Source organism: Flavobacterium sp. LMO8 (genome assembly GCF_009495755.1).
Classification (GTDB): domain Bacteria; phylum Bacteroidota; class Bacteroidia; order Flavobacteriales; family Flavobacteriaceae; genus Flavobacterium.
This window is the reverse complement of the sequence record NZ_WIBJ01000033.1, coordinates 85067-97614: the sequence shown is the minus strand read 5'-3', so window position 1 is coordinate 97614 and position 12548 is coordinate 85067. Positions and strand designations below refer to the sequence as shown.

General features: G+C 33.9%; 14 protein-coding genes. 7 read left to right on the top strand and 7 right to left on the bottom strand.

Going from position 1 to position 12548, the window contains the following annotated elements; genetic code table 11:
• Positions 1–159 precede the first annotated feature (159 nt).
• The 3 genes from guaB to GFJ94_RS11960 all read right to left on the bottom strand — a co-directional run bounded on the left by guaB (position 160) and on the right by GFJ94_RS11960 (position 3802).
• Positions 160–1632: an IMP dehydrogenase gene (gene guaB, locus GFJ94_RS11970; protein WP_153201760.1), complete on the bottom strand. Its 1473-nt coding sequence runs from the start codon at positions 1630–1632 to the stop codon at positions 160–162.
• A 223-nt stretch (positions 1633–1855) separates the two neighbouring features.
• Positions 1856–2719 carry a hydroxymethylglutaryl-CoA lyase gene (locus GFJ94_RS11965; RefSeq protein ID WP_153201759.1) on the bottom strand — a complete coding sequence of 288 codons (864 nt, stop codon included), beginning with the start codon at positions 2717–2719 and terminating at the stop codon, positions 1856–1858.
• Positions 2720–2764: 45 nt separating this feature from the next.
• On the bottom strand, positions 2765–3802 hold the full coding sequence (locus tag GFJ94_RS11960) for a quinone-dependent dihydroorotate dehydrogenase (RefSeq protein ID WP_153201758.1): 1038 nt from the start codon (positions 3800–3802) through the stop codon (positions 2765–2767).
• 271 nt (positions 3803–4073) lie between these two features.
• Between GFJ94_RS11960 and GFJ94_RS11955 the strand changes: the two genes are divergently transcribed.
• Together GFJ94_RS11955 and GFJ94_RS11950 are read left to right on the top strand one after the other, a co-directional pair.
• The gene (locus GFJ94_RS11955; protein ID WP_008257026.1) at positions 4074–4628 is read left to right on the top strand and encodes a thioredoxin family protein; all 555 of its coding nucleotides are present in this window, start codon (positions 4074–4076) and stop codon (positions 4626–4628) included.
• Positions 4628–5077, top strand: a complete 450-nt coding sequence (locus GFJ94_RS11950) for a hypothetical protein (RefSeq protein ID WP_008257024.1) — start codon at positions 4628–4630, stop codon at positions 5075–5077. The genes GFJ94_RS11955 and GFJ94_RS11950 overlap by 1 nt, the downstream gene beginning before the upstream one ends.
• On the opposite strand, the gene GFJ94_RS11945 is transcribed toward GFJ94_RS11950, so the two are convergent.
• From GFJ94_RS11945 to GFJ94_RS11935, 3 genes are all read right to left on the bottom strand, one after another.
• Entirely contained in the window at positions 5074–5577 is a 504-nt protein-coding gene (locus GFJ94_RS11945) for a hypothetical protein (protein WP_153201757.1), read from the bottom strand. The genes GFJ94_RS11950 and GFJ94_RS11945 overlap by 4 nt on opposite strands.
• A 70-nt stretch (positions 5578–5647) precedes the next feature.
• Positions 5648–5932 carry a cytochrome c gene (locus tag GFJ94_RS11940; RefSeq protein WP_153201756.1) on the bottom strand — a complete coding sequence of 95 codons (285 nt, stop codon included), beginning with the start codon at positions 5930–5932 and terminating at the stop codon, positions 5648–5650.
• Positions 5933–6017: 85 nt separating this feature from the next.
• A complete protein-coding gene (locus GFJ94_RS11935; protein WP_133606154.1) occupies positions 6018–6950 on the bottom strand; it encodes a peptidylprolyl isomerase in 933 nt (310 codons plus the stop codon).
• 72 nt (positions 6951–7022) lie between these two features.
• Here GFJ94_RS11935 and GFJ94_RS11930 point away from each other — a divergent pair, with 72 nt between their 5' ends.
• The 5 genes from GFJ94_RS11930 to GFJ94_RS11910 all read left to right on the top strand — a co-directional run bounded on the left by GFJ94_RS11930 (position 7023) and on the right by GFJ94_RS11910 (position 11853).
• Positions 7023–7820 (top strand): class I SAM-dependent methyltransferase, encoded by a 798-nt coding sequence (locus tag GFJ94_RS11930; protein ID WP_153201755.1) that lies wholly within the window; start codon positions 7023–7025, stop codon positions 7818–7820.
• Between the two features lie 17 nt (positions 7821–7837).
• Positions 7838–8515: a tRNA (guanosine(37)-N1)-methyltransferase TrmD gene (gene trmD / locus GFJ94_RS11925; protein WP_153201754.1), complete on the top strand. Its 678-nt coding sequence runs from the start codon at positions 7838–7840 to the stop codon at positions 8513–8515.
• 62 nt (positions 8516–8577) lie between these two features.
• Positions 8578–9000 (top strand): BLUF domain-containing protein, encoded by a 423-nt coding sequence (locus GFJ94_RS11920; protein ID WP_162523861.1) that lies wholly within the window; start codon positions 8578–8580, stop codon positions 8998–9000.
• Between the two features lie 118 nt (positions 9001–9118).
• Positions 9119–9475, top strand: a complete 357-nt coding sequence (gene rplS, locus GFJ94_RS11915; protein WP_133606146.1) for a 50S ribosomal protein L19 — start codon at positions 9119–9121, stop codon at positions 9473–9475.
• A 155-nt stretch (positions 9476–9630) separates the two neighbouring features.
• On the top strand, positions 9631–11853 hold the full coding sequence (locus GFJ94_RS11910; protein WP_153201752.1) for an NADP-dependent isocitrate dehydrogenase: 2223 nt from the start codon (positions 9631–9633) through the stop codon (positions 11851–11853).
• 113 nt (positions 11854–11966) lie between these two features.
• Here GFJ94_RS11910 and GFJ94_RS11905 read toward each other — a convergent pair whose 3' ends face one another.
• A complete protein-coding gene (locus tag GFJ94_RS11905) occupies positions 11967–12479 on the bottom strand; it encodes an NUDIX domain-containing protein (protein WP_153201751.1) in 513 nt (170 codons plus the stop codon).
• Positions 12480–12548 lie beyond the last annotated feature (69 nt).

Sequence of the window (12548 nt, the reverse complement as noted above, 5' to 3'; positions counted from 1 at the left end):
AAATATATTTTCAAAAAAACTAAACCAATTTTTATAAAACAAAAAACCTGACAGGTTTTTGAAACCTGTCAGGTTTGTAATAACTATATCATGAGATTCCTTCGGAATGAAAAATGCTATCTGCTGACTGAGACTGAGACTGAGACTGCAAACTGAAACCTATCTCGAATAATTCGGAGCTTCTTTTGTAATCGTTACATTGTGTGGATGACTTTCGCCAATGCCGCTTGCTGTAATTCTTACAAATCGTCCTGTTTCTTGTAATGTTGCGATATCTTTTGCACCACAATACCCCATTCCGGCTCTTAAACCACCAATGAATTGTTGCATACTTTCGTTTAATTCTCCTTTGTAAGGTACACGACCTACAATTCCTTCTGGAACTAATTTCTTCACATCGTCTTCTACATCTTGGAAATAACGGTCTTTTGAACCTTCTTGCATCGCTTCAACAGAACCCATTCCACGGTACGATTTGAATTTTCTTCCTTCAAAAATAATAGTTTCTCCTGGTGATTCTTTTGTTCCTGCTAAAAGTGAACCTAACATCACACAATCAGCTCCTGCTGCAATCGCCTTTGGAATATCTCCTGTGTAACGAATTCCACCATCTGCAATAACTGGAACTCCAGTTCCTCTTAACGCCGCAGCAACCTCTAAAACAGCTGAAAATTGTGGAAACCCAACACCTGCCACAACTCTCGTCGTACAAATAGAACCTGGACCAATTCCTACTTTCACCGCATCAGCTCCGTTTTGAGCTAAATATAAAGCCGCTTCTGGAGTCGCAATGTTTCCAACTACTACATCTAATTCTGGGAATTTTGCTTTTACTGCTTTCAATACATCAACCACACCTTTTGTATGTCCGTGAGCTGTATCGATAATTACCGCGTCAACTCCAGCATTTACTAAAGCTGTTGCTCTTTCTACTGCATCAGCCGTAACTCCTAAAGCCGCAGCCACACGTAAACGACCAAATCTATCTTTATTAGCAATTGGTTTTTGCGTTAATTTCGTAATATCTCTAAAGGTAATTAAACCTACTAATTTATTGTTGTTGTCAACTACTGGTAATTTTTCAATTTTGTTCTCTTGTAAAATTCCCTCTGCCTCTTGTAAAGTAGTTCCTTGAGCAGCCGTTACTAAATTTTCAGAAGTCATTACTTCTAAAATCGAACGCGTATTTACTTTTTCGAAACGTAAATCTCTATTTGTTACGATTCCTTTTAAAATTCCGTTTTCATCTACTACTGGAATTCCGCCAATGCTAAATTCTTTCATTGCCATCTTCGCATCACCCACAGTAGCTGTTAAAGGTAACGTTACTGGGTCGATAATCATACCGCTTTCCGCACGTTTTACTTTCTTAACTTTCGCCGCTTGTTGCTCAATCGTCATGTTTTTGTGTAACACGCCAATTCCACCTTCTTGCGCCATAGCAATTGCCATAGAACTTTCGGTAACCGTATCCATTGCTGCGGAAACGATAGGAACATTCAAGGTAATATTTCTCGAAAACTTCGATTGAATACTAACTTCGCGTGGTAAAATTTCTGAATAATTTGGAATAAGCAAAACATCGTCGTAAGTAAGACCTTCGCCAACGATTTTAGTTGTGTGTGCTTTCATGGTGCAATTTGTAGTTGTTGTTAAATTGCGTGCAAATATACGAAAAAAAGTGAAATGTAATTAGTGAAATGTAATTAGTTTTTAGCCCAGATAGAAATGAAAAGCATTTTATTGAAGAATTCTATTTTTTGTTGTGCTAAAAAAGCGCCCTAAGAAGCTCTTTTTAGTGCTTGCAAAAAAAGAATTAGTAATAAAATCTTGAAATGGATAGCTGGAATAGCTTCTAATGAAACTCACCAAATAATTTAGTTGCTTCATTATACGCACTTTCAAAGCTCATTGGACTTGTATTCGTGTTTTCTCTTTTGGTAGTAAAATATGACAATAATTTTTCCGTAGGCATATTTCCTGTTAAATCATCTTTTGCCATTGGACAACCGCCAAAACCTTGAATCGCACCATCATAACGACGGCAACCTGCGTTATAAGCCGCATCAATTTTTTCAAACCATTTGTCTGGTGTAGTATGAAGATGCGCTCCAAATTCAATGTTTGGGTATTTCGGAATCAAATTGGAAAACAAATAATCAATTACTTCAGGAGTCGAACTTCCAACAGTATCGGAAAGCGATAGAATTTTCACTCCCATATTCGCCAATTTTTCAGTCCATTCGCCAACAATTTCAACATTCCAAGGATCTCCATACGGATTTCCGAAGCCCATTGAAATGTACGTCACGACTTCTTTATTGGATTTATCTGCAATTTCTAAAATTTCTTGTAAAGTAACCAAACTTTCCGCGATAGTCTTGTGGGTATTTCGCATTTGAAAGTTCTCTGAAATCGAAAATGGAAATCCTAAATATTGAATTTCCTTGTGAAATGAAGCATTCTGAGCACCTTGTGTATTGGCTATAATCGCTAATAATTTACTGTTAGTTGCAGACAAATCCAATTGCGATAATACGGCAACCGTATCTTGCATTTGAGGAATTGCTTTTGGCGAAACAAAACTTCCAAAATCAAGAGTATCAAAACCAACACGCAATAACGATTGGATGTATTTCACCTTCTTTTCGGTTGGAATAAAAGGTTTGATACCTTGCATGGCATCACGAGGGCATTCGATAATTTTGATTGGATTCATTCTTCAAAAATATAAAAAAGAAAACGTTTTCGTGAAACCTATCTTTTATTTTTTTAGCAATGCCTTGTTAATATCTTTTATCAACTGCGGTCCTTCGTAAATAAACCCAGTATATAACTGAACCAAACTTGCTCCAGCTTCTAATTTTTCTAATGCATCTTCAGCGGTGTGAATGCCTCCTACTCCTATGATTGGAAACGATTTATTGCTTTTTTCCGACAGAAAACGAATGACTTCTGTAGAACGCTTGGTTAATGGTTTTCCAGATAAACCGCCCATTTCTGATTTGTTTTCTGAATGCAAGCCTTCACGAGAAATCGTAGTATTTGTAGCAATTACACCTGCAATTTTAGTTTCGTTGACGATATCAATGATGTCTAAAAGTTGTTCGTCGGTTAAATCGGGAGCGATTTTTAGTAAAATTGGTTTTGGCTTCTCTACTCCATCCGAAGTGACAGGCATTGCATTATTCTTATCTTGAAGTGTTTGTAATAATTCTGTCAACGGTTTTTTATCTTGTAATTCGCGAAGATTTGGTGTGTTAGGCGAACTCACATTCACCACAAAATAATCGACATGCGGAAACAAAGCTTCAAAACAGATTTCGTAATCCTTAACCGCTTCTTCGTTTGGCGTGACTTTATTTTTACCGATGTTTCCACCGATTAAAACGCCTTTGTTTTTTTTCAAACGTTCGACTGCTTCTTTTACACCACCATTATTGAAACCCATTCGGTTGATAATGGCGTTGTCTTCTTTTAGGCGGAACAAACGTTTTTTAGGATTTCCTTCTTGTCCAACAGGCGTTAATGTTCCAATTTCAATAAATCCGAAACCGAAATTCGATAACTCTTGATACAACTTCGCATCTTTGTCAAATCCTGCAGCTAACCCTACTGGATTTTTGAATTTAATTCCGAAAACTTCTCGTTCTAAACGAGCATCTTTTACTTCGTAAAGCGCTTGAAATAAACCTGAAAACCCTGGGATTTTATTCAGAAAACGAATTAATGAAAAAGTAAAATAGTGCACTTTTTCTGGATCGAAACAGAAAAGTAACGGACGAATGAAAATTTTGTACATAGTGTGTTGTGTTGTTCTGCAAAAGTAAGAAAATGCTATTCCAAAAAAAAGTATTGCCGCATTTTGTAACAATAAAAGATTTGGTGCGTATAATTAGCAAGAACAAGTTCAAGTACAAAGACAAGTTCAAGAACAATTTTAAAAATTTATTTAGGAACACAGATTGAAGAAATTAAAAAAATCTGTGTAAATTTCTAAAATCGGTGTCATCTGTGTTCCAAAAAACAATTAAAAATATTCAAAATTCTAATTTCTAAATTCTAATTTCAAAATGGCTCAAACTCCTTCCAACATGTTACCACTGGGCACGATTGCTCCTGATTTTAATTTGAGAGACACCAACGCTACCGATTTTAAAACGTTTGCTGATTGTAAAGGCGAAAAAGGAACAATTGTCATGTTCATTTGCAATCATTGTCCGTTTGTACATCATGTGATGGACGAGGTAATTCGTGTGGTGAACGATTATCGTGTGCAAGGAATTGGTTTTGTGGCGATTTCGAGTAATGATGTAGTAAAGTATCCGCAAGATGCTCCTGAATTAATGACTGAATTTGCCTTTGAAAACGGATTTGAATTTCCATATCTATTTGACGAAACACAAGAAGTAGCCAAAGCCTACGATGCTGCTTGCACGCCTGATTTTTATCTTTTCGACAATCAAAACAAACTAGTTTACCGTGGACAATTAGACGACAGCCGCCCTGCAAACGGCATTCCGCTTAGTGGTTCTGATTTACGAAGTGCTATTGATGGTGTGGTGATGAATCGATTAATTAATCCAGAACAGAAACCGAGTATTGGGTGTAATATTAAGTGGAAGTGATGAAAAAAACTATAGAAATTATAATTTACCTTTTGGCATTAATTTTTGTTATAGATTTTTTATTACCTGGAACTGAAATCACAGGTAAAGCAATCTCAATCAAACAAGTTAGACAAAATTATTATAACGCTGGAGGAAACTCACATTTTAGTTACACACTTAAATGCGAAAACGAGATTTTTTTGATTTCAAAGGAATTTAGAAATAAAATAACTGAAGGCGATACAATTATAATAAAAAAATCTAAGATTTTTAATGAAGTTAATTCATATACATTTGATAATTTTTCTGAAACTTTTTCGTTAAGATTATTTTCTGGTTTAATCCTGCCTTTATTAGTTATAATAATAATTACAACTGAGAAAAAATTTAAATTAAAAAACAATACGCTGTCATTAATATTTAAGATTATGATGATTGGAAATATAATTTACGTGCTTTTATATTAATCTTTCACCAAAACCACATCAATCGGATTATTTGTTCTTGGCCCAAAAGTTCTGGCTTGGCGTTCGTTTTCACTCGAACACAAGATGTACATATTAAAAGCTTGCAATTGTACCAATTGTTCTTTGAACTTTCCTTTTGTGTCTTGAATTTTAATATAAAATTCTTCGGCAGGAAAGGTATTGGTTACTGAAAGTAAATAGGTATCTCCAGCATAAGGAAAAAACCATTTTATGGGTTCGTTTGGTTTACTGATTACATAATTTTTAGAAAAAATCAACGGTTGATTTCCAAGTTTCCAACTGTATTTGTTGTTTTCGTTGATGACTTCTTCTCCTTTTTCGTTGACCAAAGTAATTTTCAAATCGGAAATATTATCTGATTTTCCTTCTTCATGAGCTTTTACCACTAAATACGAAGTAAAATCAAAGCCACAATGTGGCACTTGTCCGAAAGTGAACATAGAAAAAAGTAGAAATAAAAAAGATAATTTGGTTTTCATAGACTTTAATTGGTGGTAAAAATACAAAAATGATACCAAAAAAATATCCGCCTATTGACGGATACTTTTATTATTTTGTTAGATAAGCATAAATCTTCTCTCTTTCTTGATCTGAAATTTTAGCTTTTTTCTGCATACTTAACATAATTGGCTTCCATTGTTCCGCATTAAAATCTTTAGGACTATATAAATCGTGACATTTAGCACATTTGCTTTCAAAAATGACTTTACCTTCTGCTAATTCTGGTGTCAATGGCACTCCATCGACTTTTGGTGCTTGTGTTTGAACGACTTTTGGCGAACAAGAATAAATAAATGTTCCTAAAAGAATTATTGCAATAATTTTAATTTTCATACTTCAAGATTTGTTTGATGGGTAAATATATAAAAAAATCCCAAAAACATTGTTTTTGGGATTTTTTTTTGAGTATGAATTCTAATTACTTCACATCCATTAATTCTACATCAAATACTAAAGTTGCATCTGGTGGAATTACACCTCCAGCACCTCTAGAACCGTATCCTAAGTATGAAGGAATCACAAAACGCGCTTTGTCTCCCACTTTTAATAAAGCAATACCTTCGTCCCAACCTTCAATAACTTGTCCTACTCCTAATTGGAAATCGATTGGTTGTTTTCTTTTGTATGAAGAATCAAAAACTTGTCCGTTTTCTAATGCACCTTGGTAGTGAACTGATACTTTTTTACCTTTTTCAGCTTGTGTACCATTCCCTTTTTGGATAATTTGGTAACGTAAGCCACTTTCAGTCTTTTGAAAACCAGCTGCTAATTTTTCCAAAGCTTCCTCTGCCATTTTTTTTTGCTCAGCAATTCTTTTTTCTCTTGAACCTTCAAACGTTCTGAAAGCTTCAACAGCATTCCATTTTTGAGCTTCTTCTCCAACTCTAATGATTTCAATACTTTCTAAAGCATCATCACCAGCAACAGCATCAACCACATCTTGTCCTTCAATTACGTGACCAAAAACAGTGTGTTTTCCATCTAACCAATTCGTAGGAACGTGTGTAATAAAAAACTGAGAACCATTAGTTCCAGGCCCAGCGTTAGCCATAGACAAAACGCCTGGTTTGTCGTGTTTTAAACTTGGGTGAAACTCATCGTCGAAGTTGTAACCAGGACCACCTGTTCCTTGCCCTTGAGGACAACCACCTTGTATCATAAAATCAGGAATTACACGATGAAATTTTAATCCATCATAATAAGGTTTTCCCATTGGTCTAGCCGAATTTTCTAATTGACCTTCTGCTAATCCTACGAAGTTACCTACTGTTCCTGGTGTTAAATCGTGCGTTAATTTTACTAAAATAGCACCTTTTGCCGTGTTAAATTTAGCGTATATTCCGTTTTCCATTGTTTTGATTTTTAATTTAAAGATGCAAAATTACAAAATAAATAGTAGATTTGATATACTTATTTGAATACTATGGAAGCAAAAGATTACATAAATATTAATAAAGAAACTTGGAACAACAAAGTTGATGTGCACATTGACTCTGATTTTTATGATATGGAAGGTTTTCTGAATGGAAAATCAACCTTAAATAGTATCGAATTAGATTTGCTTGGCGATGTAAAAGCAAAAAAAGTATTGCACTTGCAATGTCACTTTGGTCAAGATACCATGACTTTTTCGAGAATGGGCGCTAAAGCTACAGGTGTTGATTTATCAGATAAAGCTGTTGAAAGAGCAAGAGAAATAAATGAAAAATTGAATTTAGATGCCACTTTCGTTTGTTGTGATATTTATGATTTACCGAATCATTTAAACGAAAAATTTGATATTATTTTTACCAGTTATGGTACAATTGGCTGGTTTCCTGATTTAGAAAAATGGGCTAAGGTGATTTCGCATTTTTTAAAACCAGGTGGAAAATTTGTTATGGCTGAATTTCATCCTGTAGTTTGGATGTTTGATAACGATTTCAAAGAAGTTTTTTATAATTATTTTAATGATGAACCTATTTTTGAGGAAGAAGAAGGAACTTATGCCAACAAAGAAGCTTCACTCAATACAACTACTATCACATGGAATCATCCTATTTCAGAAGTTTTAAACGCTTTGATTTCAAATGGATTAGAAATTAATTCTTTCAACGAATTTGATTATTCGCCTTACAATTGTTTCAATCAAACCGAAGAATTTGAACCGAATAAATTCCGAATCAAACATTTGGGAAACAAAATTCCAATGGTGTATTCGCTTTCGGCAACTAAAAAATAATCTACTATCTTTGCAACATGCGAATTGATATTATTACCGTTTTACCCGAATTAATGCGAAGTCCGTTTGAAGCTTCCATAATGAAACGTGCCATTGAAAAAGGTTTGGTCGAAGTTCATTTTCACAACTTAAGAGATTACACTACCAATAAACAAAGAAGTGTCGATGATTATCAATTTGGTGGCGGTGCTGGTATGGTAATGATGGTGCAACCTATCGACGATTGTATTTCGAAACTAAAAAGCGAAAGAACATACGACGAAATCATATACATGACACCTGATGGAGAAACCTTGAACCAAAAAATGGCGAATTCAATTTCAATGTATGAAAATATATTGATTCTATGCGGACATTATAAAGGTGTGGACCAAAGAGTTCGTGATATGCATATTACTCGCGAAATCTCGATTGGTGATTATGTATTGAGTGGTGGCGAAATTGGAGCTATTGTGTTTTGCGATGCGATTATTCGATTGATTCCAGGTGTTTTGAGTGATGAAACTTCAGCCTTGACGGATAGCTTTCAAGATAATTTATTATCACCACCAATCTACACGCGTCCCGCCGAATACAAAGGATTGAAAGTTCCCGAAGTTTTATTAAGTGGGAATTTCGCCAAAATTGAAAAATGGCGTGAAGACATGGCGTATGAACATACCAAGAACAGACGACCTGATTTATTGGAAGATTAATCATTAAAATGTTTTTTATTTGTTGCTATTTTCGTAAATTTATATCTTTAAAAAAGATAAAAATGCAACGTATTATCTATCTGAGTTCTGGAGTCAAAGTTTTTTCAGATGAAGAGATAAATAGTTTATTAGATTTATCTAGAAAAAATAATGCAAATTATGGCATTACTGGATTGTTACTTTATGCCGATGGTAATTTCTTGCAAATTATTGAAGGTAAAAAAGAAGCAATTGAAATGACTTACCAAAAAATTTTAAACGATTCTAGACATAAAAATATCATCCTAATTACGAATGAACCTATAAAAAAGCGTAGCTTTTCTGATTGGAAAATGGGTTACAGCATTGTTAATCCTGAATTTCTCCTAAAACACCCCGAAATCAATCCATTTCAAGTCAAAAAAGCATCTAATATTGATGTCATCATCAGTACTTTTATCGATACATTTTTGAATTCTTTCCGAAACAAGGTGCTTTATAATTAAAAATAGACTACAAAAATTTGTATTTTCAATAAAATAACTTAATTTTGCACCCACTTTGAACCAACCTCTGACGATAACCGTGTATGTTGCTTTGAATCAAACATTTATAATTACGATTATGTCAAATTTAGTTGATTTCGTTAATAGCGAATTTGTAACAAAAAAAGATTTCCCTGTATTCGGAGCTGGTGATACTATCACTGTTTACTACGAAATTAAAGAGGGTGAAAAAACTAGAACTCAGTTCTTCAAAGGAGTTGTAATCCAAAGAAGAGGTGCTGGAGCAACTGAAACTTTTACAATCCGTAAAATGTCTGGAGCTGTTGGTGTAGAGCGTATCTTCCCAGTAAACATGCCAGCTTTACAAAAAGTTGAAGTGAACCAAAGAGGTAAAGTTCGTAGAGCTCGTATCTACTACTTTAGAGATCTTACTGGTAAAAAAGCAAAAATCAAAGAAAGAAGATACAAAAACTAATTTGTACTTTCTCAAGTATAAAAAGCCGCAACATTGTTGTGGCTTTTTTTATTGAATTTTATGCAAGATTTAAGCCTTTATCCTAAATTATTTCTTTCGAATTTCCTATATTTGGCAGATTTTACAAATTATATTCAAACAAACACATAACATTCATGTCCAATCAATCTAAAATAATGTATACCATTACGGATGAGGCGCCAATGTTGGCAACACATTCGTTTTTACCTATTGTAAAAGCCTTTACAAAAACCGCAAACATTGCTATAGAAACCAGAGATATCTCTTTAGCAGGCAGAATTTTATCAAACTTTCCGGAGTTTTTAAAAGAAGATCAAAAAATTGGTGATGCACTTACCGAATTAGGACAATTAGCAAATACACCAGAAGCAAACATTATCAAATTACCAAATATTTCCGCTTCAGTTCTTCAATTAAAAGAAGCGATTGCCGAATTACAATCGCAAGGTTTCAATATTCCTAATTTCCCTGAAGAGCCTCAAAATGATGCTGAAAAAGAAATTAAAGCAAAATATAGCAAAGTATTAGGTTCGGCCGTTAATCCAGTGTTACGCGAAGGAAACTCAGATAGAAGAGCTCCAAAAGCAGTTAAAAACTATGCTAAAGCGAATCCTCACAAAATGGGAACTTGGGCTTCAGACAGTAAAACTGAAGTAGCTCACATGAATTCAGGTGATTTCTATGGAACCGAAAATTCTACAACTATTGAAAAAGATGGGAAATTTAGAATTGTTTTCAATGCAGAAAGTGGAACAACTTCTGTTTTAAAAGATTTCGCAAATTTAAAAGCAGGTGAAGTTATTGATACTTCAGTGATGAACTTGAATGCTTTAAAACAATTTGCTAAAGCAACAATTGCTGATGCTAAAGCGAAAAACGTAATGCTTTCTGCTCACTTAAAAGCAACGATGATGAAAGTTTCTGATCCAATTATTTTTGGAGCTATTGTAGAAACTTTCTTTGCTGATGTTTACACTAAGTATGCTGGCTTATTCAATTCATTAGATATCAATCCAAATAACGGATTACAAGATTTATATAATAAAATTGCTGGAATTCCTCAAGAAGCTGAAATTAAACAAGCCATTACTGATGCTTTAGCTAACGGACCACGTGTAGCTATGGTAAATTCAGAAAAAGGAATTACCAACTTCCACGTTTCTTCAGACGTAATTGTAGATGCTTCTATGGCTGCTTTAGCGCGTAGTGGCGGTAAAATGTGGAATACAGAAGGAAAAGAAGAAGATACCATTGCCATTATTCCAGATCGTTCTTATGCTGGTTTTTATTCAGCTTGTATTGATGAAATGAAACAAAATGGTGCTTTAGACCCTAAAACAATTGGTTCTGTGCCAAATGTTGGATTAATGGCTCAAAAAGCAGAAGAATATGGTTCTCACGATAAAACATTCCAATTAAAAGAAAATGGAGTTGTAAACGTAGAAGATGAAAATGGAAACGTTTTATTATCTCAAAAAGTAGAAAATGGTGACATTTTCAGAATGTGTCAAGTAAAAGATGCTCCTATTCAAGATTGGGTAAAATTAGCGGTTAACAGAGCAAGATTATCAGATACTCCAGCTATTTTCTGGTTAGATAAAGACAGAGCTCATGATAGAGAAATCATCAAAAAAGTTGAGAAATACATAAAAGATTACGATACAACAGGCTTAGATATTCGTATTATGGATGTTAAAGATGCGATGAAAGAAACATTACGAATCATCCGTCAAGGAAAAGATGTGATTTCAGTTTCTGGAAACGTATTACGTGATTACTTAACTGATTTATTCCCAATTTTAGAATTAGGAACTTCAGCTAAAATGTTATCAATTGTTCCATTGATGAACGGTGGTGGATTATTTGAAACAGGTGCTGGTGGATCAGCTCCAAAACACGTTGAGCAATTTATTGAAGAAGGTTATTTACGTTGGGATTCATTAGGTGAATTCTTAGCATTACAAGCTTCTTTAGAGCATTTAGCACAAACGCAAAACAATGCAAAAGCGCAAGTTTTAGCAGATACTTTAGATGAAGCGAATGCAAAATTCTTAGCAGAAGACAAATCTCCAGCAAGAAAAGTAGGTGGAATTGACAATAGAGGTTCACATTTCTATTTAGCATTTTACTGGGCAGAAGCTTTGGCAAACCAAACTAAAGATGCTGAATTGAAAGCAACTTTTACTCCAATTGCAGAGGCAATGACGACTAACGAAATGAATATCAATTCAGAATTAATTGCTGCTCAAGGTAAAGAACAAAAAATTGGCGGTTATTATCATCCAAGTTTCGAATTAACAGAAAAAGCAATGCGTCCGAGTGAAACTTTGAATACGATTTTAGCAAAATTGAGTTAAGTTTTAAATTAACTTTTTATTTCTGGGTAGGTAATATTATTTTTTATTTTACCTACCCAGTAAATTATAAAAATTAATATTAACTTTTATTCAACAATAATAATCAAAACTTTTTATTGCAAATACAAATCTCCTATTACTTTAATGATAGAAACAAAACCGATTTGATTCAAATCAATTTCCGAACGTTTTACCCAAATTAACTCCTGAATTTCATCTTCTGCTTCCACTTTAATTACATCGGAAGTTAATTCACATTCGTAAAAAATATCCATTGTTCTATAGGGAACATTTTTGTATAAATAATTATTTGGTGAAGTGGTGATATATTTTAAATCAGAAGTTGAAATTTCAATTCCTAATTCTTCTTTGATTTCTCTACAAGCTGCTTCTTCTGCAGTTTCATTCGGATCGATAAATCCGCCTGGTAAATCCCATTTTCCTTTGTCTGGGTCGACATTTCGTACTGTAAACAAAACTTTGTCTTGGAACGTAAAAACAATAGCAACTGCAGCAGCAATATTATGATAATAGATAAAACCACAATCATCACACAAAAAACGACGGTTATTAGGAAACGTAAAATGGGTTGAAGCACAACTTGGACAAAATTTAAAAAAAGTCATTTTTATAGCGATTAGTGATTAGTGATTAGTGATTAGTGATTAGTGATTAGTGATTAGTGATTAGTGATT